Here is a 24,763-nt window from a genome sequence, read left to right on the forward strand (position 1 = left end):
GTGAGGAAGAGAATCAGTGTAAATACTAGTTTTATTATTAAATTTAAAACTTTTATGTGTGGGAAAAGGAAGAGTGCAAAAATTGGGCTGGAGTGGGAAAGTGTGGCAGTTCCTTGAAATTTCGCCTGCTTCGCTTCTGTTGGGATGCAGAGGTGCAATATTGCAGAGATATAAAACTCTGTTGCTTGCATCAATTATCTTTTCCCCATTTACAGGTTCCCAATGCCCAGTTTTGGCTCAAAGTAATTTAGTCCCGGATAATACACTTGGTTCTGAGTCTTCTAGGGTAATCTTCAACTTTGACGGCACTCCTAACGAGGTGATTGGAGGTGGAGCGCAACGGGGACAGAATTTATTTCACAGTTTTCGAGAATTGAATGTTGGTGAAAATCGAGGTGCTTACTTTCTTGTTTTCGATCCAAACATTCAGAATATTTTGGCACGGGTAACGGGAAGCAATCGCTCGGATATTTTGGGTATTTTAGGGACTATTCAAGTAATTGATGGTAATTTTTTCCGTTCTAATGCCAACCTATTTTTGATGAACCCCAATGGTATTGTGTTTGGAGAAAATGCTCGTCTAGATGTCGATGCTTCGTTTGTGGCGACTACTGCCAACGGGATTCAATTTGGCGCTCAAGGAAATTTTAGTGCGACAAATCCCCAAACACCAGGGGTGTTAACTGTTAACCCATCGGCTTTATTCTTTAATCAGATTAATCAAAATGCAGCGATTCAAAACAATGCTAGCTTATCAGTTCCTGAAGGTAAGAGTTTGCTGTTGGTAGGTGGGAACGTCAATATTAATGGTAAAGTATTGTTTGCTCCTGGTGGACGAGTTGAGTTGGGAGGTTTGACGGAAAAGGGGAATATTGAAATTCAAACAGACGGTAATATTTTCAGTTTGACTTTCCCTTCTCAAGTGCAGCGCGGTAATCTGTCGCTAAATAATAGCGCTCAGATAAATGTGGTTTCGGCTGAAGGAGGTAGTATTGCTTTCAATTCCCGAAATATAAATATTTTAGCAGGAAGTCAGATTTTAGCTGGAAGTAATGATTCTTTAAATACTCGTGAAATTGTTGCAGGTGACATTAACCTCAATGCGACAGAAGCGATCAAAGTTGAACAAAACAGCTTTATAGGAAATTTTGTTGCCTCCGCTAAGGGAGGTGATATTAATATCAACGCAAACACCTTCTCTATATTTGGAAGCATTGTATCTGCCATAACATTTGGAGAAGGGAATGGAGGAAATTTAACAATTAATATCCAAGATTTTCTCATGGGTGATGGTGCAAGAGTTAGTGCAGACACCTTCAGTATAGGTAATAGTGGAAATTTAAATGTTAATGCCTCTAATAGTGTCAAAGTAATTGGTGTAACAGGTAACAATATTCGCAGTACTTTGGCAAGTCAAGCAGTTGAAGGTTCAGATGGAAATGCAGGAACTTTAACAATTAATACTAAAGACTTGTTTGTGCAAGATGGGGCGCAAATAAGTGCTGGTACATTTGCTGCGGGCAATGGAGGGCAATTAACTATAAATGCTAGCAACAGCGTGCAAGTACTTGGTTCATCTGGCTTGTTTGCTGCTGCTGAAAAAAATTCAACAGGTAATTCGGGAAACTTAACGATTACGACTAAAACATTACTATTAAGCGATAACGCACGAGTTAGTGTAGCTATGCGTGGTGTTGGGAAAGCAGGAAATTTAAATATTAATGCTCAAAATTTATTAGTAAATAATGGGGGGCAGATATCTGCTGGTCTTTTTGGGTCTGGAAGCGGAGGAAATTTGATTGTAAATGCCGAGGAAGTGCAATTAATTGGACGCTCTGATGATGGTCGTTTTGGTAGTGGTTTATTTACTAGTGCTGACCCTGATTCAATTGGTAGTGCAGGAGATTTGACAATTAACACCCAAAATTTACTTGTGCGGGATGGAGCGCTGATTGGGGCTGACACATTTGGTAGAGGGAACGGAGGTAATTTAACTGTAAATGCCTCCGGCAAAGTTGAATTAATTGGTACATCTGATGATGGTCGTTTTGGTAGCGGCTTATTTGCTCAACAGAAAGAAACGGGTGGAATTGGAAATGCAGGAAACTTGAAAGTTAACACCCAAAATTTAATAGTTCGAGATGGCGCGCAAGTAAGCACTGCTACATTTGGTGCTGGTAGAGGAGGTAATTTAACTATCAATGCCTCAGGAAAAGTCCAATTGATTGGTAGGAGTTCAGACAATAGTTCCCCTAGTGGTTTAAATTCTGCTGCTGCACAAGGTTCCACTGGTGATGCGGGTGATTTGACAATTAATGCCCAAGATTTATTTATACGTGATGGAGCAGAGGTAATTACTGCAACAAGAGGTGCAGGCAACGGAGGAAATTTAACTATCAATGCTCCTGGTAAAGTCGAACTTATTGGTAGGTCTACTGAGAATATTTATGGCTCTGCTTTGAGGACTTCTGTAGGCCCGAGTGCAAAGGGGAATGCAGGTAACTTGATCATTAACACTAACGATTTATTTGTACGGAATGGTTCACAAATAAGTGTTGGGGTACTTGGAGCAGGCAAAGGAGGAAATTTGATTGTAAATGCGATGAGGAAGGTAGAAATCACAGAAGAATCTACCAATAATTTTTTTTCTAGTGGATTGTTTGGTCAAACAGAGCCAGGTACTACCGGAGATGCTGGCGATTTGACAATTAACACCCCTGAGTTACTGATAGAAAATGGTGCTGGTATATCCGTACAAAGTTTTGGAACAGGCAATGCAGGTATTTTGAATATTAATGCAGCCTCTATACGCCTAAATAATAATGCTCTGATCACTGCTAACACCCGGAGTGTTAACAAAACTCCAAACAGAGAACAAGCAACAATCAACCTTAACACAGAAAATTTACTTCTCCGTCGCAACAGCAATATCACCACCAATGCTCAAGGTGAAAATGTCATTGGTGGCAACATTAACATCAATACACAATCTTTAATTGCCTTAGAAAACAGCGACATCAGTGCTAATTCTACTGACTTTCGCGGTGGGCGTGTTTCCATAACTGCGCGAACTATCTTTGGTACCCAAGCCCGCAACACCCGAACTTCAGAAAGTGACATCACAGCAACAGGTGCAACACCTGAACTGATTGGTACAACTGAAGTTAACACCCCGGATAATAGTTCGATCCAAAACAACCTTGGCAAGCTGCCCCAAACCGCCATCGACACTAATGCTCTCATCGCTAATAGTTGCATAGCTCGCAGAAATCAACAACAAAACGGTTCATTCTTCATCACAGGTTCCGGTGGTGTAGCTGTACGTCCCGGTGATGCTCCGCTTCCTTCCTATTCCACTGGAGATGTGCAACCAATCCCAGCAGAATCAACAACATTACCAACACAAACACGACCCTGGCAAATTGGCGATCGCGTTGTCGAACCAACTGGAGTATACGAACTGCCAAATGGGAAGCTTGTACTTGGTAAAGAATGTTGATTTTCTATAAAGGAGATACAAAAGCGGTGCAACAGGTGCTTCAAAAAATAATGATTTCGGTGTTGGCGATCGCCGCTTTTAATCCAATTTCTCTCACCGCAACAGCCCAATCAACTCCCCCTGCTGGTGTCAATATTCCGCCAAATATTCCCGAACAAATCGAAACTATTCCCAAAAACCCTGAACCTCTTCCCCCAGCAGAAATTCCTTCTCCTGCTCCCACTTTTCCACTGCAAACACCTTCTAATGAACAACTCCCTCAACAACCCTCTCCCACAACTCGGAAGTTTTGTGTTAAGCAAATAAATATTTTGGGTAATACTGTTCTCAACAATAGAATTGCGGAAATAAAGTCAAAATATATAAAGTGTGAAGTTACCTTTGATAATTTAATTGAGTTGCGGACTAGAATTACCCAGCTTTACTTTGACAACGGTTACGTCACTTCGGGAGCGTTTATTTCCCCCGATAATAACAACAATTTGGCAAATGGTATAGTCACAATTCAAGTAGTAGAAGGACAATTAGAAGGTATTGAAATAAAGGGATTAACCCGCTTACAAGAAGGATATGTGCGGAGTCGCTTGGAACTCGCTACCAAAGCACCATTAAACAAAAAACGCCTTGAAGAAGCATTACAACTATTACAAATTGACCCCTTACTAGAACAAGTCAATGCCGTATTAACAGCAGGACGCGCCCCTGGTTTAAACATTTTACAAGTACGTTTAAAAGAAGCTCCTGCTTTTAATGGTGGTATTATTATTGCTAACAATCAATCCCCTAGTGTCGGCTCAATTCAAGGTAGCGTTTATACCAGTTACAACAACCCATTAGGTATAGGAGATAAATTCACTGCTGAATACGGTTTAACTGATGGATTAAACTTATATAGTTTAGGCTATAGCTTACCAGTAAATGCCCGTAATGGTTCTCTGAGCTTTCGCTATAGCAACAATAACAGCAAAATTATTGAATCCGACTTTGAAGAGTTAGGTATCCGTAGCGACTCTGAGAGTTTTTCGGTTGCTTTTCGTCAACCTGTTATGCAAAAAGTAGAAAGCGAATTAGGTTTGGGTATTGGTTTTGATGTCCGTCGCAGTCAAACTTACATACTTGATGATATTCCTTTTTCCTTCTCTGAGGGGCCAGAAGATGGTAAATCAAGAGTTGCGGTAATTCGATTTACCCAGGATTGGGTAAAAAGAGATGCTACCAGAGTTTTAGCAGCGCGATCGCAATTTAGTTGGGGTATCGATGCATTTAACGCAACTATCAACGATTCAGGAACAGATGGACGTTTCTTTTCTTGGTTGGGACAGTTTCAGTGGGTACAGCAATTATCTCCCAGAACCTTAATGCTTGCCCGTCTCAACACTCAATTAACTCCAAATTCACTGTTATCCCTAGAAAAGCTGAGTCTTGGTGGTGTGGATACAGTGAGGGGATATCGCCAAAACCAACTGGTATCAGATAATGGAGTGTTAGCATCAATAGAATTTCGCTTTCCCCTCAGCAATCAATTAAAAACAGTTCAATTAACGCCTTTTTTGGAAATTGGTGGTGGATGGAACAACCGCGCTGAAAATCCCGATCCTGGTATAATTGCTAGTCTTGGTACAGGTTTGCGCTGGCAAGTTACACCTGATTTAAATCTGAGTTTAGATTATGGAATTCCTTTAATTGCAGTCAAAGATAAGGGGAATTCGCTGCAAGATAACGGATTATATTTCTCTTTTAATTACCAACCATTCCGATAAAAATTATATCTTCTTGGGGATAAATTTACCAAGTGAATTAACACTAAACCTGTAATAATTCCATTTACAATTCCCATTGTCGCTCCAGCGATCGCTAAATTGAAAAAACTTACCTTAGCTATAGTTTTAAATCCCAAAAATAAACTTACAGCATAAGCGAAAGCATTACCATTAATCAACAAAACTACTTCTTTTATACCTAATCTTAGACATTTCTTTATGGCTAAACCTTGAGCTAAACCCATCACTGTCCCCATAGTAGCACCGAGCCACAATAACCTGAGAAATAGCAATGAAGTTGGTAATACCTCAGTAGTCAAAGCTAATTCTAAGGCTGTTATCACACTTACCACTAACAAAAATATCCAGCCGATAAAGGCTCCAACTGTTGTTGCAATTAACCAATAGATGAAATTAGGAATATAGGGACGCAAAACAAAATATTGAGCAACTCCTAATACAATACCTCTAATTAAACCGATGACAATTAAAATCTCATTACCATTCACATCTTCAAACATTGTGACTGCATTATTTACTATCGCAATCAAAGTGAAATTGAAAATCTCTGCAATTACATTTGCAATTACCCATCTTTCCCATAAAATGAACCCATGTCTGCGGTGAAAGTTTCGGGGTGTGGGTCTGATACTTTGCATGGTTACCTCTCTCACAAAGCTAATTATTACTACCCACATTTCCCGAAAACTCTTATTAAAAGGGTTTTGGGTAAAATTTATTCCTTGAAGCAGCTAAAATTTAAGCACCCAAAAATACACCCAAACTTTGACCAGAAGCGATTGTGAAAGTCCCAACTGGTAAACTTGCAGCAAAGGTACTACGGACATCTGCAACTAAATCAAAAACAGACCCTCTAGCAACAAATAAGTCAAACCCAGCAGCATCTGGTCTAGCAAAATAAGTTTCACCGATTCCTAACTGAATCACATCTCCCCTGGATAAATCGGAAATTTGAGCATAATCTGCATTACCAGCAAAACCATAGTAAGACCCACTGCGATCGCCTAAAATAAATGCATCATTATTGCTACCGCCAACCAAAACATCAAATTCTCCTTTTCCTCGCGAAAATTGATTGCTACCTAACAAAATGTCATTACCAGCATCACCTACCACCAAATCATTACCAGCAGAACCAATTAAAAGGTCATTACCACCAGCACCAAAGAGTGAATCATTACCAGCAAAGCCATCAATCGTATTATTGAAATTATTACCAATGACTTGATCTCGATTAGCAGTTCCCAACACATTGGTAAAATTCACAACTTGAAAATTCAAGGAGCCAATTGTTGGGATATTATTCACAGTAAGTCTATTTTGACCTAAATCAACATTTAATGATGCTCCTCCCGAACCACTAGCAGCATTAATTGTATTACCTTGAACATTAGGAGCAATAATTCTTTCAACATTTAATATTTGGTCAGTTCCAAAACTGCCTTTACCAATACCACCACGAGGGAAAAGTGAAATGGCTTGTCTAAAATTACTATAATCAACAGTATCAAAACCATTACCACCAATAATGACATCATTTCCTGGCGAAGAAACGAAAATATCATTACCTACAGAACCCAAAAGTCTATCATTATTTTGAGTACCAAAAATTGTCATTTATTTGCCTCCAATCGCAATAGTTTAGTAGGTGCAAAACATTGTTATCAGAAATTGGGCAACATTAGATAGCGGCTCACAGCTATTCAAAAAAGCTTTCCGCAGATTTAAAAGATTTAATTTTTATCTAAAACTTAAAATGAATGAAATCTTTTCATCTAATGTTGCGTAATTTCCACATACATTAATATTCAGCTAGTGCTCTTACTTTTGTTCACAGGTATTAACTACCAGAAGCACTTAGACAGATATATATAGAAGTTACTTAATTACTTCTAAATCTACATGAGAGCATCGTTCCATTCTGTCACAAGTATAAAATATTGGCCCATCAGGAGTAATAGAAAACAAAAAATTGTCAGGAGAATAGTCATTAGCCCTTTCAGAATTTTTGTCATATACAGGGTTAGAACCTATTAAAAATAAACCTATAGGTATTGACTTGAGTGTCATGTTTTGTCTAACAACTTCTGTTTTACCTGTATTAGTACTGTAATATCTAGTTTTCATCAACCCGCTATAGCCATTCATCACCAAAGTGCTTTCATAAACAATTCCATCAACACTGTAGGTCAGTTTGAATGTTCCATAAATTGGAGATTTAGCATCTGTTATTTGCGAGTTAACTTGAGCAATTTTATATGATGAAGATGGTTTTTCGGAATTATTTCTTGCATCTACAGACTCAATTCCAAATAATCCAGTCACACTAATTAATAGAATCCCTAGAGTAGCAGTTGTCTTGAATTTCATACTCTTGATTATCCAAAATACTAGATTGTCAGAAATGATGAATTAATGAGTAATGGTGTAATAACTTTGGGTTTTAGATTTTAGAACTTATATACATCCCCATATCTAAATCCCAAAACTTTATTCGCTATTAGAATTTGTAACCAACACCAACCTTCCAAAGTGTTCCACCTCCATTAGTGAAATAAGTTCCATCACCATAGAGAACAACATTTTGGCTAATAGCTCCCTCTGCACCAGCCTGTACTACAGCACCAGTCCCCAAAGAAATAGAAGAATTACCATCACTTATAGAAACCGCAGAACCACCAATACCTGCGTAAATATTTGCGTTTTTACCAATACCTAAATCATAGGTAACAGTTGGTACTACTAACGTTGCACATAAACCACTATCACAAGCACCAGTAACAGTAGTTCGTATCGAAACAGGATTTAAATCGATACGTCCCGTTACAGCTGCTGCTGCACCATTTCCATCAGCATTAACACCGATACCTACATAACTACCGCGCATTCCTTCTTCGGCATTAGCTGGAGAAGTTTTAATTAATATGGGAGCAGATGCGATCGCACAAACAGCACTTATCGTCACCACAGAGTTCAAGAAGTGTCGCATAATAACCTCTATTCAACTAAGTTCTTAATTTTTTTCAGCTTTAGGAAATACAAACTCAAACAGCGATATCATTACTTTTTGGCTGTAGGACTTGATGTTTGAGCCATCAGTGCTTTCACTGACATTTCTATAATAGAGACATAATTATTGAGATAAAATAACCCTATCTACCAGTCTTTTGGCACGAAGAGTTATAAGTAATGGCACAAAACTGCAATCAAGATAAATAACCCTGGCCATAGGTCAGCAGTATTGCTTCATTTACTCTTTAAGCGGATACCACCGCATCATTTCCCACACTTCCACCGCATCAAGAGAAGGCGTATACACGAATCTGCCAGACATTGCAATCGCAATTCTCTGCTTGAAGTGCGGAATGTAGGTTTAATTTATAAAATCTCAAAAGCTTCTCAAAACAACAACACCCAAGCTACTACTTGCTTAGTGATTTCCTCTTTTTGATCTTACAAACGGGGCTACAACCATCATTTACATACTCGCTATGTAATAACAATTTAGTTGTAATATCCCCCTCTTTACTAAATTGAGGAAATGTCAGCTTTCGAGTTGGGTGTTGTTGTTAGTTGGCGATACAGACTATCTAACAGCGTTTTTACCTCTTAACTAACTGGACTTGGTTAACTTGGCTGTTATATTCGCCGAGTGAAGCTCTATTAGCTTCATGTTTTTAAAATATCACGCTTCAATTCTGATAGATTCTGTCTGAAACTAAACTTTACTTTTAAAAATATTTCCATTTATAAATGGCAACAATTCTTTTTGAAAAATCCAAGAGTTGTAACTGCGTGAAATCCAGATAATTTGAACGACTCTGCGCTTCTACCCTTAGCTAGAGAAACTCTATGAAACTTTAACAGCGTAAATTAACTCTGGGGAAGCGCTGCACAAGTTAATTGTGGTTGTATCTTGCTAGGAGATGTTGCTGCGACTAGCTCAATTTGACCTTGGGCGTTACGATGCCAAGATGTAGCTTGTACAAGTACCTTGGGAGGTTGGGAAATTTGGGCTTGTAGTGGCTTTGTGTTGTGGAATGCAGAGATATCACGCAGATCAATCCAAGTGCGATCGCTCCTCACCTCCTGTGTAGGATTTTGTGGTACACCACCCCTTCCCGTGACAACAAAACTACTACCAGTATTAGCAGCACAGCCTGTAGCAATTTGCTGTGATGGAACGCTGAGATTTGCTGGTAGTTCAACTAACCCAGAATTGGGGTCAACACCGATAGTATTGACTTGAACAGTACCATTGACACCAAATTGAGAACTGGCACTAATATCACTGTCTGGGGTAAGTTGGTCGCGTAACTTCAATCCAAAAATACCTTGAGTTGTGATTTGAATATTGCCACCACTTCCCAAGAAGGCATTCGCTGAAATATCACTGTTTTCCTCGGATACAGCGACAATCGACCCAGCATTGATATTAATGTTGCCACCTGTGGAAGTCCCAAGAGCATTAGTAACGATATTACTACCGTGCCGTAATAGCAACACATCATTGGCAGTGAGGTTGATGTTACCTTGACCCCCTCCATTTACCTCAGAACGCAGACTTCCCTCATTGTCCAGGAAGATGTTATTAGCAGTAATATTTAGGTTGCCTGCATCGCCACTGCCTGTATTACTCACAGTTAGTTCCGCATTATCTCTGACACGCACTGCATCTGATGTGATATTTACAGACCCCGCAGCAAAACTAGTTGTTGAAGATGCAGTAATCGCACTGGGTAAAATTCTACCATCTGCTAAGGGTTGAGAGATACCCTCTACCGTAATGTTTTTGAATTGCAGATTGATACTGCCCGCAGCACCATTGCCATCTGTGGATGAGGTAATTTGTCCGCCATTGAACACACGCAGGTTATCTGCTGTGAGATTAATGCTGCCCCCTTGACCCGCAGCACCCTTGCCGAGAGAAGCAGTAATACCAGTGATGTCTCCACCAAAACCATCGATCAAGGGATTGCTAACTTGTATTTCCCTTGCTCGAATGTCAATACTTCCAGCCGTGCCCTGCGCTCCCGGTCTTGGGCCAAAGAACGCATTACTGGCACTTGCTAATGCACTGGTAATCGTGCCACCATTAGCTAGAATTAGGGTTCCTGTGTCAATTATAATCCGACCACCTTGCCCTTTTGCTCCAGCTGCGATTGAGGCGAGAACAGCACTGGTTATGCCAGCGTTAGGGTTAGCCCCCCGAATTTCTAAACTTTCCCCTGCCCGAATAGAGACTTCTCCTCCAGAGCCATTTCCCCCCAATATACCGCTACTGACACGACTACCATCAAATAGGCTAACTCTTTGGGCTTCAATACTCATCTTTCCACTTTGATTGTTGCTGCCATTCGTGATTAAAGTACCAATCGAACTGACAATAGGTAGAGAAAAAGGTGTTTCATACCCGACTAAATTAACATCAGTAGCCCGAATATTAATATCTCCAGCGATAGAGTTGTTACCGGATGTTGTCGATTGAATCCATGCGCCATTGGCTAACTTTAAGTGTTGGGTTTCAATGGTTATGTTTCCTGCACGTCCAGTTGTTGGCGGTCTTGGTGGCGCAAGAAAAACAAATTGCTTACCTACTGATGTATTGACACCAGAAAGGAGAAGTTGTCTTGGATTAGAAACTCCCAAAAGATTGACAAATTCCGTAGTTTGAATAGTTATACCTTTTCCCTGTCCAGCCGAGGTCGTAGAACTAATATTCGACCCATCCTGTAATGTTAGACCTCGCCCCCGGATATTAATTGCACCTCCATTTATACCATCTGTATCAATAGATGAAGATTGTTGCAAATTGATATTGCCCCAGGTGATATTATTTGAATCAGAAGCTAGTTGCCATTTATTATTGTTTATGGCAATTTCCCCATTCTGTAATGCCCATAATTCAATATATCCATCAGAGGCACGGATGTTTGCTTGAGCTAGATTAATATCACTGCCTATAAGGGCAAAAGTTTGACCTGGTTTTACTTGCAGTCCATTAGCGTTAGTAGTTGCACCTTGTACTGCGATTGCACCTGCTGTTGTTCCCATTTGCAATCCGATCGGCACACTCATAGTTAATAATGGCGGTACAGATGGATCGGTAGTACTAAACTCCGTCCCATCCGCAAACTTAATACTACTTGCCGTCGTTCCTACAAATGAACCACTAATATCCAATTTGGCATTTTGTCCAAATGCAATGCCGTTGGGGTTAATCAAAAATAAACTAACTGGATTATTGCTATTGAGGGTGCGAATCAACCCATCAATATTGGAAACATTACTACCTGTGACGCGACTAAATATGGTTGTAATATTTGGTGTATTGGTTAAATCAAAGGTGGTGCTACCACCTGTCGGCACAGAGAAATTACTGAAACTATGAAATAAATTATTTCCTTTATCAATCCCATTGAGAATCGTAAAATCATTACCATTGGTATTGACAATAGTGTTGGTTGTGCCATCCGATGTCACCTGAGCCAAGGCTAGTGATGATATGCCTGAAGTGAAAAATCCCGTGGTCAATGCTGTTAACAACAATTGAAACCAAAAGTTTGATTCTTTGTAGATAATTCTCATCACCAATACCTAGATTGAACTCGTTAAAGTTAACGTTCCCGGAAAGGTATGAAAAATAACATGATTAAATTTGGGGAACAGCAGCACAAGTTAATGATGGCTGCACTTGACTCAGAGAGTTATTTGCAACAAGCTCAATTTTGCCCATTGCGTTCCGTCGCCAGCCAGTGGCTTGGACAAGTGTTGCTGGAGATTTTAGTATTTGTACTTTTACTGGTTGTGTTGTTTGGAACGCAGAGATATCACGAGTATCTGACCAAGTGCGATCGCTCCTTATTTCCTGTGTGGGATTTTGCGGTACACCACCCCTTCCTGTGGCAACAAAACTACTACCAGTATTTGCAGAACAACCACTAGCAATTTGTTGAGATGAATCGGTAACATTGGCTGGCAATTCTACTAAACCAGAATTGGGGTCAACACCAAAATTATTAATATCTACTGTACCATTTACCCCAAATTGAGAACTAGCAGTAATATCGCTTTCACTTGTCAATTGGTTGCGATATTTTATTCCAAAAATACCTTGAGTAGTAATATCAATATTACCTCCCTGACCTTTAACAGCATTGGCAATAATGTCACTATTTTCTAATCCCACAATCACAGGTGAGTTAACCGACAAATTACCACCATTACCTGTACCCTTAGAAGTGGCAGAAATCCAGCTATCGTGACGCATCAGCAGGTCATTTTGCAGATTCAAGTGAATATTTCCCCCGTTACCAGAGGCAGTTGATGCAGAGATACTACCTTGGTTGTCCAGAAAAATTGCGTTGGCGTTAATCTGTAAATCTCCCGCTTTACCTGGTCCATCATTTTTCACCGTTACTAATGCGCCATCAGTAACCCGTAATGATGGTGTGTTAATCGTCAAAGCACCTGCATCACCCGTGGGAATCGCTGGTAGCCCATAAAGGAGTTGAAAAACAAGGTCGAGTATTTCAGAGGAGGAAGCAATGCGACTCGATGTGATTGATTCAGCTGCACGACCACTTACCTCGATAAAATCTGAAGCATTAATCATCACACTTCCGGCTGCACCCTGACTGAGAGTGCTAGATCCCAGAAATCCTCCATCTCGAATAATTAATCTGGATGTGTTCACCACAGTGCTATTTACATTACCTATAAAAAATGTTGACGAAGTAATTAAGCTGGATAATTTTGAAATAGGGTTAATGCCAAAGATTTCGATCAGGTCTTTGGCATTAACCCCTACCCTTCCACTTTGTCCAAATCCTACAGTAGTAGAAGCAATACCACCCCCATTTCTTATTCTGAGGTTACTCGTAGAAATAAGAATATCGCCTGCATTACTGGAGCTAGTAGTAATTGTGGCAATCGAGGAGGGCATCGCCGGATTACCAAGGACAAAACCATTCAAGTCTATCAAGCCTTCAACATTGATGCTAATATTACCACTCACTCCTTCGGTAAACGCCCTATTCCAAATTGCTCCGCCATCTTCCAGGGAGAGTTGATTAGCTCCAATCAAAATATCTCCGGGTGAACCTGTTCCCAAGTTATCAATTTTGATTATGCTGCCTAGTCTTTGGTCTGAGGTATTGCCTGTTAAACTCAAAGACTCTGTGGCGCGGATAGTAATTCCTTGTGATTTTTCCCCCAAGTTTTGCAGCACAACGGCTGAACCTGTGCTCAAGTTGATGTTTTTTCCTTGGATTTGAATTGAGCCATTGCTACCACTGGCATCTAGGAGAGATTGTTGGGCTAGATGAATATCATTAAATTTCTCGACTTGGGAATAATCTCCTACCCATCTTGTCAAACTGGGCGTAAGTCCTACTTGCCCCTGTTGCACGCTGCTTACTTCTAGATGTCCACCTCCTTTAGTTGCGACAATTCCACCAGAGAAATTTACCTCATTACCTATGAGTGCTAAGGTATTGCCTGCCAAAACTTGTAAACCTGTAGGATTCTGACTGGGATCTAAGGGTGTAAAGACATCACCTGTTATCCGATGCCCTAAGCCCTCGACAGCAATCCCCCCCGAATTTTGACCCATTTGCAAACCCACAGGTACACTCATTGTCAGCAAAGGTTTATCTGCACTTGGAACAGCACTAAATTCTGCCCCATCCGCAAATTTAATACTATTCGCTGTGGTTCCCACAAAGGAACCGCCAATATTTAAACTGGCATTTGGCCCGAATACAATGCCATTAGGATTCATCAAAAATAAACTGACTGGGTTATTGCTACTGAGCGTCCGAATTAACCCATCTATATTAGAAATATTACCGCCTGTGACTCGACTAAATATCGTTGTAATATTTGGTGTATTGGTTAAATCAAAGGTTGCACTGCCACCTGTTGGCACAGATAAATTACTGAAACTGTGAAATAAATTATTACCTTTATCTATGCCATTGAGAATCGTAAAATCATTACCATTGGTATTGACAATTGTGTTAGTTGTGCCATCCGATGTCACCTGAGCCAAAGCTATTGATGATATGCCTGAAGTGAAAAATCCCGTGGTCAATGCTGTTAACAACAATTGAAACCAAAAATTTGATTCTTTGTAGATAATTATCATCACCAATACCTAGATTGAACTCGTTAAAGTTAACGTTCCCGGAAAGGTATGAAAAATAACATGATTAAATTTTAGGAACAGCAGCACAGGTTAATGATGGTTGCACGTGACTGAGAGAGTTATTTGCAACCAGCTCAATTTTGCCCATTGCGTTACGTCGCCAGCCAGTGGCTTGTACTAGAACTTCTGGGGATTTTGGTATTTGGGCTTGTGCTGGTTTTGTTGTATGGAATGCAGAGATATCACGAGCATCAGACCAAGTGCGATCGCTCCTCACCTCCTGTGTGGGATTTTGCGGTATTCCCCCTCTTCCTGTGGCGACAAAACTACTACCAGTATTGGCATCACAACCACGGGCAATTTGTTGCGCTGAATCGGTGATATTTGCTGGTAGTTTGATTAAGCCGGAATTGGGATCGACACCAATATTATTCACTTCAACTATGCCATTAATGCCAAATTGCGAACTGGCAGTAATGTCGTTTTCTGATGTGAGTTGAGAACGGTATTCTAGACCGAAAATGCCTTGAGTAGCAATGTGAATATTGCCGCCTTTACCTTGAATAGCATTAGCGATAATATCACTATTTTCTAAGCCGACAATGATGGGTGAATTAATCGTGATATTACCACCATCACCAATGGCATTAGATGTAGCATTAATCGCACTGTTATGGCGCATCAATAGAGTGTTGGCATTGACAGCAATATTGCCACCTTCTCCTACTTGTGTGACAGCAGTAATCGCACCTTGAGTATCTAATAATAAATAATTGGCATTGATTTTTACAGTTCCAGCATTACCTTGACCATCATTTCTGACATTAATTAATCCATGATTAGCAACTTTCAATTGCTGAGTTGTAATTTGGACATCTCCACTATTTCCAGTTAAAACTCTTGATGAACCAGCTTGTTGAACTGTTGATGAACCGATAAAACTGGGAATTAAAAATGATTCTATGGGCTTACCAACAACTTCTATTGATTCTGAGGCATTGAGAGTGACATTTCCGGCTTTTCCACTAGCGTAAGAAGAAGCTTCTACTCTTGCTCCACTTTGCACTGATAATCTAGCTGTATTCACAATCAGGTTGCCAGAATTACCAGCAGCAAGGGTTGAAGAACTCAGGGAACTAGGAGCAAAAGTTGTGGAGGCGGTTTCAACTCCAGCCAATTCAATAGATTCTGTGGCCTGAATTGCCACATTTCCTGCTGCACCTGTTCCAATGGTGGAGGTTGTGACTACAGAACCATCCATAATTACCAAGCGATTCGCAACTACGCTCACATCTCCACCCTTTCCCGACAAAAAAGTCAGACCAGAAATACCACTACGATTAGTTGGTATCTTTCCTACTCCTGCTACTTGAATATTGCCAGAGGCATTAACAGTAATATTGCCTCCACCTACAGAATTACTAATGTTACTGGTCAGGATAATACCACCATTATTAGCAATCAAGTCTTGTGTAAATATTTCAATATTGCTCACCATCCCAGTAAAGATCGCTCCAGATCGAATGGCACTGGTAGTACTGCCACTGGGATTATCGCCAGTGACTGTTAGTAGCTTCGAGGCATGAACGGAAATCTTGCCTGGAGTTTGAGCATTTGTAATGTTTTGAATTGAGACGCGAGAACCCCCACTCAAAGAGACATCAGCTCCCCATAGATGAATTTCACCATTACCACCTGTTGAAATTAGAGCTTGGTTAGATAAGTCTAGATTCCGAAAAATAGGAACATCTTGATAACCTAAACTCCAGCCTAGATTATTAGGAGTAAGGCTAACATTCCCCACATCAACTGCACCTAACTCAATTCTTCCTTGAGGAATGGAAAGATTACGACTGTCTACAAATATATCTCCTCCTATCAGGGCTAAAGTTTTTCCTGTCGGTACTTGAAATTGAGTAGCAGATGCTTGAACTTGAATGGCACGAGGATTTTGCCCAAACTGCAAACCGATAGGGACATTGATGCTTAACAAAGGTGTTGCTGTCGGATTGGTAGCACTAAACTCTACTCCATCCAGAAACTTAATACTGTTGGCTGTTGTACCAACAAACGAGCCACCAATATTTAACTGGGCATTAGCTCCAAAAATAATCCCAGATGGGTTGAGCAAAAATAAATTGGCACTTCCCTTGGCGCTGATTGAACCATTAATTGTAGAAATATTACCGCCAGTCACTCGATTAAAAATATTTGCGACATTAAGATCATTGTCAAATGATGCAGAGCCATTGTTAGGAATAGAAAATTGGCTAAAGCTATGAAATAAGTTATTACCAACACGAGTGCCGTTGGTGATGGTATAGTTATTAATCCCACTTACAAAGGTGTTGAGAGTGCTGTCTGGAGTTACTTGTGCGTGAACATCACTGTTGGATATAGCCAATATGCAGATTGCACCCAGGAAGCTAAACTCAGAAAAATTTATTTTCATCAACTTGTTTGTGATTATCTACTTTGTATATAGTCTTCCCAAAGTAAATTTTGCTATTAGGTTAGCTGTGTAATGTTATAGTTATTTATTTTTAGCTTTTGTTAAGGCCAGCACAAGTTAATGATGATTGTAAATTCACAGAAGATTTATCGGCAATTAATTCAATTTTGCCCATTGCGTTACGTCGCCAGCCAGTTGCTGGCACAAGAATTTGTGGTGTTATAGGTATTTGGACTTGTGCTGGTTGTGTGGTGTGGAATGCAGAGATGTCACGGATGTCTGACCAAGTGCGATCGCTCCTCACATCTTGATTTGGATTTTGTGGTACACCACCTCGTCCTGTGGCGATAAAACTACTACCAGTATAAGTATTACAACCTGTAGCAATTTGCTGAGATGAATCGGTGACATTTCCAGGTAATTGCACTAAACCCGAATTAGGATCAACACTGATATTATTCACTTCGACTATACCATTGACTCCAAACTCGGAACTAGCAGTAATATCATTTTCTGATGTCAGTTGCGAACGGTATTCTAAACCAATAATTCCCTGAGTGGTGATGTTAATATTACCGCCTTTACCTTGGAAAGCATTAGCTGTAATATCGCTGTTTTCTAAGCCGAAAACGATGGGTGAATTAATGGTAATATTGCCGCCGTTACCATTACCTTGTGCTGTGGAAGTAATTTGGCTTTGATCGCGCAATAGTAGCAAATCTCCTACTTGCAAACTGATATCACCACCATTACCTGATTCGGTTTGCGCCTGAATTAAAGCTTGATTTTGCAATTGGATCTGATCGGCAATAATTTTCAGATTTCCGGCATTCCCAGTACCTTGACTAGTAACTGTGACTGTTCCACCATCTGCAAGTGTAAGTTTTGGTGTCGTAATACTGACACTCCCTGCATTTGCTGTGAGGATATCTGGTAAACCAAAGACTTGACGTAATTCCGGACTGAAACGCACAACAGCAGAGCGAATATTACTGTTATTACTACTACCACGACCACTAATAGCGATCGCCTCACTCGCATTGATTTGGATATTGGCACCATTACCGACAAATAATGCAGATGAACCAATTATTCCACTATTTAATATTTGCAAGTTACTAGTATCTAATCTTACATCTTTGGCATTGCCATCGGCAAAGGCAGTTATACCAATAAAACTAGAAAGCCCAAAAGGGTTTTCACCGATAACGGTGGTATTTTGATTGCGAACCATCACTTGACCACTGGAGCCACTACCTAATATCACTGATGATAATGTAGCTCCCCCAGAGATGAGTAAATTATTCCCATTAGCCAAGATATCTCCAGCAGATCCTTTTCCAAAAGTGGTAGTGATAATGGCTGTCGCGCCAGTAGGATTGAGGGGTGAAAACCCGGATACCTCTATATCTGCTGCTTGAATCTGGATGTTACCACCGTTAGCATTTCCATAAGTTGAAGTACTTATTGCTGAACCTTCTTGGAGTGTCAAACGGGGAGTAATAATACTGAGATTTGCGCTTTCTCCGGTTCCCAAAGCTTCCGCATTAATCCAACTACGAATTTTCGCATTGGGTGTAGTACCAATAATAGCGATCGCGTCTGATGCTTGCACGTTAATATTTCCACTCTTAAGATTGCCGTAATTCTCAGATAGAATCAACGAACCATCGGTAATTTTGATATTTCTTCCCTGGAGTTGAACTGCACCGGAGTTAAACCCACTCACATCTAATAGCGATTTTTGTGTTAGTTGAATATCAGCAAAACTTTGTCCCTGCTCATACTCTAATTTATAACCCTGTGTAGTCGGTACTAAACTAACTAATCCTGCACCTCCCAGACTCCCTAATTCTATTTGACCTGTTGCCGCACTCAGAGTAGCACCATCCAATGAGATATTTCCACCCACCAATGCTAAGGTTTTTCCCGACTGTACTTGTAATTTTGTGGAGCTAGGATTATTAATTACAGGTGAAAAACTATCAGTTGCATCTAGGCTATGTCCTGTACCTTGGACTTGTATCGATGCGGGATGAATACCCATTTGTAACCCAATGGGTACAGTCATTGTTAATAATGGTTTAGTGGTAAAATCTACAGCACTAAATTCTGTCCCATCAGCAAATTTAATACTATTGGCAGTTGTCCCGACAAAGGAACCACCAATATTTAAGCTGGCATTTGGCCCAAAAATCATCCCTGATGGGTTGAGTAAGAATAAATTAGCACTACCCTTGGCACTAATTAAACCATCTATGTGAGAAATATTACTACCACTCACCCGACTAAAAATATTTTGAATATCAGTAGCATTGTCAAATGATGCCGAACTGCCTGTAGAGATAGAGAATTGGCTAAAGCTGTGAAATAAATTGTTGCCGACACGAGTCCCCTCAGTAATGTGGTAATTACTACTACCATTCACAACAGTGCCGAGACTGCCATCGGGTGTGACTTGAGCATAAACACTATTGTTGCAAACAGCAGATATGCAGATTGTACTCAGAATCCCAAACCCAATAAATGTTAATTTCATTCACCAATTTCTGATTTTGATTGTGTATTTATTGTTCCCCCTTTGCTAAGTGCTGTAACGGTAATTAATTTTGAGGTATGGCAGCACAGGTTAATGTTGTTTGTACCTGAGTTGGTGATTGATTAGCAACTAGCTCAATTTTGCCGTTGGCGTTGCGTCGCCAGCCAGTTGCTTGCACAAGAACTTGTGATGTTGTATGTATTTGGGCTTGCGCTGGTTGTGTGGTGTGGAATACAGATATATCACGAGTATCAGACCAAGCGCGATCGCTCCTCAATTCCTGTGTAGGATTTTCTGGTACACCACCCCTTCCTGTAGCGACAAAACTACTACCAGTATTTGCAGAACAACCTGTAGCTATTTGCTGCGATGGATCGGTAATATTTGTAGGTAATTCCACTAACCCAGAATTGGGGTCAACCCCAACAGTATTTACCTGCACAGTGCCACTCAATCCAAATTGCGAACTGGCAGTGATGTCACTATTGGGTGTAAGTTGGTTTTGAAATTGCAACCCAAAGATGCTTTGAGTGGTGATTTGGATATTACCACCACTTCCTAGTACAGCATTAGCCGAGATATCGCTGTTTTCAGTCGGCACAGCAACAATTGACCCCGCATTGATATTAATATTGCCACCAGTGGAATTACCAAAGGCATTAGTAATGATGTTACTACCATGCCTTAACAGCAGAACATTATTAGCATTCAGATAGATGTTACCCTGACCGCCTCCATGCACCTCAGAACGCAAACTTGCTTCATTGTCGAGAAAGATTTGATTGGCATTAATATTGAGGTTGCCTGCATCACCGCTACCTGTATTACTCACAGTGATTTCCGCATTATCCCTGACACGCACTGCATCTGATGTGATATTTACAGACCCAGCAGCAAAGCTATTATCAGAAGCAGCAGCGATCGCACTGTTGAGATAGCTACCATTAATTAAGTTTTGGGAAGTTCCTTGTACGTCAAGATTTTTCACTTGTAGGTTAACACTACCAGCATTTCCCTGACCTTGGCTGGAGGAAGTAATCTGTCCACCATTGAACACACGTAAGCTGTCTGCTGTTAGCTGAATATTTCCACTCTGACCGATCGCATTCTTAGCTACTGCAACGTTGATACCACTCACTGTCAGACTAATACTATCGATTATTGGGTCGCTGACTTCTACATTATTTGCTTGAATTGCGATATTCCCAGCCTTACCACTTCCTGATAAAGCACTAGAGATAGTTCCACCCTTGGACAAAGCCAAATGCCCAGTATTGATAGAAATACTACCACCTTGACCCTCTGCAAAAGGTTGAATCGAACTGATAACAGCACCATTAAGTCCACTAGGTGTTACTCCAGAAATTTCCAAACTCTCAGCAGATTTAATTGAGATGTCGCCAGACTTTCCGGTGGTAATGAATCCGAAACTGACTAAATCTGTGCTTATTCTACCTCCATTCAGCAAGCGGACTCGATCAGCTTCAATAGTGATATTGCCGCTGTTATTCCTATTACCACCATTAACCAAGGTGGTAATAGCACTAGGACGAAACAAAGCAATACCAAAGTCAGCATTGACAAATGGATTGTATCCATTCACTTCCACATCCTTGGCAAGAATATTAATATTTCCAGTGCTAGCATCGTTAATTGTTTTAAAAGTAAAAGTGGCAGTCAAAGGATCGAGAGCTAAGATATTGCAGAGGGACTGCAACCAAGCTCCATTCGCAATTCGCAAACGCTCGGTCTTTATTGTAATATCTCCTGCCTTTGCCCCACTTTCCAATGGGCTAGTAGATAATCCAGGTAAATCGTAATTCTCTGGGCTAGATAGTCCCAACAAATCTACAAATTCCGTGGTTTTGACATTTATACCCTCTCCTTGACCAAATTTTCCTGTACCGGAAGAAATTGTTGAACCATCCTTGAGTGTTAAACCTCGTCCGTGAATGTTAATTGCTCCTCCATTCAACCCAGTGGTATCCAGAAGCGAAGATTGGCTGAGTGTAACTGTTCCCCAATCGGCAGAAATAGGGCTAGTTAATTGCAATTTAGCTTGATTGCTCAATCCAACTTCCCCATTCCGCAAAGCCCATAATTCAAATCTTCCATCTGGATTGCTGAAACTGGCGGAATTAATATCAATCTCGCTACCAACTAATGCAACTGTTTGAGCTTTAAATGTTTGCAAAGGACGGAAAAAGATATTATTTGCTGGTATTCCCTGAGCTTTTATCGCTCCAGCATTAGCTCCTAGTTGTAGCCCCACAGGTATGCTCATTGTTAATAGAGGTTTTGTGGTGGTATCAATAGCGCTAAACTCTATACCATCGGCAAATTTAATACTATTGGCAGTTGTCCCGACAAAGGAACCACCGATATTTAAGCTGGCATTTGGCCCAAAAATCATCCCTGATGGGTTGAGTAAGAATAAATTAGCACTACCCTTGGCACTAATTAAACCATCTATGTGAGAAATATTACTACCACTCACCCGACTAAAAATATTTTGAATATCAGTAGCATTGTCAAATGATGCCGAACTGCCTGTAGAGATAGAGAATTGGCTAAAGCTGTGAAATAAATTGTTGCCGACACGAGTCCCCTCAGTAATGTGGTAATTACTACTACCATTCACAACAGTGCCGAGACTGCCATCGGGTGTGACTTGAGCATAAACACTATTGTTGCAAACAGCAGATATGCAGATTGTACTCAGAATCCCAAACCCAATAAATGTTAATTTCATTCACCAATTTCTGATTTTGATTGTGTATTTATTGTTCCCCCTTTGCTAAATGTTGTAACTGTAATTAATTTTGAGGTATGGCAGCACAGGTTAAGGCTGGTTGCATCTGGGTCGGAGATTGATTAGCAACTAGCTCAATTTTGCCTTTGGCGTTGCGTCGCCAGCCAGTTGCTTGCACAAGAACTTGTGGTGTTGTAGGTATTTGGGCTTGTGCTGGTTGTGTGGTGTGGAATGCAGAGATGTCACGGATGTCTGACCAAGGGCGATCACTCCTCACTTCTTGCGTCGGATTTTGCGGTATTCCACCCCTTCCCGTAGCGACAAAACTACTACCAGTATTTGCAGAACACCCTGTAGCAATTTGCTGTGATGGGTCGGTAATATTTGCGGGTAATTCCACTAAGCCTGAATTGGGGTCAACACCAAAATTGTTAATATCAACTGTACCGTTGATGCCAAATTGAGAACTAGCTGTGATATCGTTTTCTGATGTTAGTTGAGGACGATATTGCAGTCCAAAAACGCTTTGGGTAGTGATGTTGATATTACCGCCATTACCTTTGATTGCATTAGCAACGATATCGCTATTTTCTAAACCGAGGATCACAGCAGAATTAATAGTCATATTGCCACCGTTGCCAATGCCACCTGCATTCGTCACAATCGAACTACCATGACGCATAATCAAGTTATTTGACTGAATAAAAATATTACCACCTTCACCTTGAAAAGTTTCTGCTGTCAAGATACCACCATTATTAAGCCGGATTGAACCTGCATTAATTTCTAGTTTTCCGGCATTGCCAACACCTTGATGATCAACGCCAACAATTGCGCCATCGGTAATCTGCAAGTTTTGGGTATTGATGGTCAGAGTGCCTGTATTACCTGTAATTACATCTGGTAAGCCAAATAGTTGCCGAATAGGTGGTGCAAGCAATTCTGCCCTAGCACCTATGCGGCTAGGAAGACCGGAAAGACGACCTTTGCCGCTGACTTCTATAGTGTCTGAAACATTGATATTTACATCTCCTGCATTGCCGCTATTTACAGTTGAGTTAACTATACCTCCTCCATCTCGCAACTTCAGTTTAGGAGTATTAATAGTTAAATGACCGGCATTTGCTTGGCTGAATGTACCCACAACTATGACGCTGTCAGCCAAATTTTGTGAATTTTCGCCGCTAATTTCAATGGAATCGCTGGCATTAATCGTAGTATTACCTCCGATACCATTTCCCCAAGGAGAATTGCCAATTACAGCACCATTTAAAACCTGCAATCTTTTGGTAATAATTCCAACATCACCACTTTTCCCAGAACCTCTGGTAATTGTGTTTATAGAACTAGCAAATCCGCTAACTGGTGATAATCCCTCAAGCTGAAGTAAATCTTGAATATCTACAAAGATATTACTTCCCGACCCTGCACCAAAATTGATTCCATGAAGAGAACCGCCATCCTGCAGTAATAGTTTTGCGGCAGAAACAAAAATATTACCTCCTCCACCATCGCCAAAGTTATCAGCACGCAACAGAGTTTGGGGAAATTCAGCAGTGCCAATTCCCCGTAATGTTAATGATTCACTGGCATTAACGCTAATATCGCCAGCATTACCACTTCCTTGATTAATTAATAGTGCAGCAGAAGCATCATTCAAGGTAATATTTCGACCTTGAAAGTGAATCGAACCTGCAGGATTACCACTAGCATCAGCTAGAGATTGATGCAAAAGCTGAATATTACCAAATTGCTGAAGATTACTATAATCAAAACTCCAGTTAGAAGTCGAAGTGTTGAAATTCACTATACCATTAATAGCGCTACCGAGTTCAATATGTCCAGAAGGTGCATTTAATACGCCTCCATCTAAATTTATATCTCCACCTATTAATGCCAAATTATTATTAGTTTTAACACCTAATCCTACGGGATTTTTACTAGTATCTGGAGAAGAAATTAAAGGGTGAATAAAGAACTTCAAAAGATGTCCTGTATTCTGGACATTAATGGCACCGGGATTACTGCCCATCTGTAAACCTACAGGTACACTCATAGTCAGCAAAGGAGTTGTATTTGGGTTAACAGCGCTAAATTCTGTGCCATCAGCAAACTTAATACTATTGGCTGTTGTACCGACAAATGAACCACCAATATTCAATACCGCATCTTTACCAAACATAATTCCCGCCGGATTGATTAAAAATAAACTGACGGAGTTATTATTCTTGATGGTACTAATCAATCCATTAATATCAGAAGCTTTTCCACTAGTCACTCGACTAAATATATTAGTAATATTTGGTGTATTTGTTAAATCAAAAGTCGCTGAACCGTCTTTAGGAACTGAGAAATTACTAAAACTATGAAATAAATTATTACCCTTTTCTATACCATTAAGAATAGTAAAATTATTTCCAATTTGCTGAACAGATGTATTAGTAGTATCATCAGATATCACCTGAGCATTAGCAAAGTTGTTTCCTAAAGAAATCATTCCTAATGGCAGCAATATGACACTTCTTGTCAATAGGCTATTAAGCAAACCTAAGCTCGTAAACATTGTTTGCATCCTTCAATTTGCGCTGATAT

Annotated in this window: 12 protein-coding genes; 2 read left to right on the top strand and 10 right to left on the bottom strand. The window is 40.3% G+C overall.

Features of this window, described 5'->3' with window-relative positions:
* The first annotated feature begins 160 nt into the window (after positions 1-160).
* Both HGR01_RS17915 and HGR01_RS17920 read left to right on the top strand, forming a co-directional pair.
* Positions 161-3,499: a filamentous hemagglutinin N-terminal domain-containing protein gene (locus HGR01_RS17915; protein WP_168160920.1), complete on the top strand. Its 3,339-nt coding sequence runs from the start codon at positions 161-163 to the stop codon at positions 3,497-3,499.
* Between the two features lie 50 nt (positions 3,500-3,549).
* Positions 3,550-5,259: a ShlB/FhaC/HecB family hemolysin secretion/activation protein gene (locus HGR01_RS17920; protein ID WP_228045126.1), complete on the top strand. Its 1,710-nt coding sequence runs from the start codon at positions 3,550-3,552 to the stop codon at positions 5,257-5,259.
* Here HGR01_RS17920 and HGR01_RS17925 read toward each other — a convergent pair.
* The 10 genes from HGR01_RS17925 to HGR01_RS17970 form a co-directional block, all read right to left on the bottom strand.
* Entirely contained in the window at positions 5,241-5,918 is a 678-nt protein-coding gene (locus tag HGR01_RS17925; protein WP_045867406.1) for a hypothetical protein, read from the bottom strand. The two genes, HGR01_RS17920 and HGR01_RS17925, sit on opposite strands and share 19 nt — an antisense overlap.
* Before the next feature lie 100 nt (positions 5,919-6,018).
* Entirely contained in the window at positions 6,019-6,897 is an 879-nt protein-coding gene (locus HGR01_RS17930; RefSeq protein WP_052335022.1) for a calcium-binding protein, read from the bottom strand.
* Positions 6,898-7,158: 261 nt separating this feature from the next.
* Positions 7,159-7,650 carry a hypothetical protein gene (locus HGR01_RS17935; RefSeq protein WP_045867407.1) on the bottom strand — a complete coding sequence of 164 codons (492 nt, stop codon included), beginning with the start codon at positions 7,648-7,650 and terminating at the stop codon, positions 7,159-7,161.
* A 130-nt stretch (positions 7,651-7,780) separates the two neighbouring features.
* On the bottom strand, positions 7,781-8,269 hold the full coding sequence (locus tag HGR01_RS17940; protein ID WP_045867408.1) for a hypothetical protein: 489 nt from the start codon (positions 8,267-8,269) through the stop codon (positions 7,781-7,783).
* A gap of 884 nt (positions 8,270-9,153) precedes the next feature.
* On the bottom strand, positions 9,154-11,868 hold the full coding sequence (locus tag HGR01_RS17945) for a filamentous hemagglutinin N-terminal domain-containing protein (RefSeq protein WP_045867409.1): 2,715 nt from the start codon (positions 11,866-11,868) through the stop codon (positions 9,154-9,156).
* Positions 11,869-11,932: 64 nt separating this feature from the next.
* On the bottom strand, positions 11,933-14,428 hold the full coding sequence (locus HGR01_RS17950) for a filamentous hemagglutinin N-terminal domain-containing protein (RefSeq protein WP_045867410.1): 2,496 nt from the start codon (positions 14,426-14,428) through the stop codon (positions 11,933-11,935).
* A 64-nt stretch (positions 14,429-14,492) separates the two neighbouring features.
* Positions 14,493-16,880 (bottom strand): filamentous hemagglutinin N-terminal domain-containing protein, encoded by a 2,388-nt coding sequence (locus HGR01_RS17955; RefSeq protein WP_045867411.1) that lies wholly within the window; start codon positions 16,878-16,880, stop codon positions 14,493-14,495.
* A gap of 91 nt (positions 16,881-16,971) precedes the next feature.
* Entirely contained in the window at positions 16,972-19,419 is a 2,448-nt protein-coding gene (locus HGR01_RS17960; protein WP_045867412.1) for a beta strand repeat-containing protein, read from the bottom strand.
* Positions 19,420-19,483: 64 nt separating this feature from the next.
* Positions 19,484-22,171 carry a filamentous hemagglutinin N-terminal domain-containing protein gene (locus HGR01_RS17965; protein WP_045867413.1) on the bottom strand — a complete coding sequence of 896 codons (2,688 nt, stop codon included), beginning with the start codon at positions 22,169-22,171 and terminating at the stop codon, positions 19,484-19,486.
* Between the two features lie 64 nt (positions 22,172-22,235).
* Entirely contained in the window at positions 22,236-24,743 is a 2,508-nt protein-coding gene (locus HGR01_RS17970; RefSeq protein WP_045867414.1) for a beta strand repeat-containing protein, read from the bottom strand.
* Between the last annotated feature and the right edge of the window lie 20 nt (positions 24,744-24,763).

The sequence above is a fragment of the Tolypothrix sp. PCC 7712 genome, from assembly GCF_025860405.1.
Classification (GTDB): Bacteria; Cyanobacteriota; Cyanobacteriia; order Cyanobacteriales; family Nostocaceae; genus Aulosira; species Aulosira diplosiphon.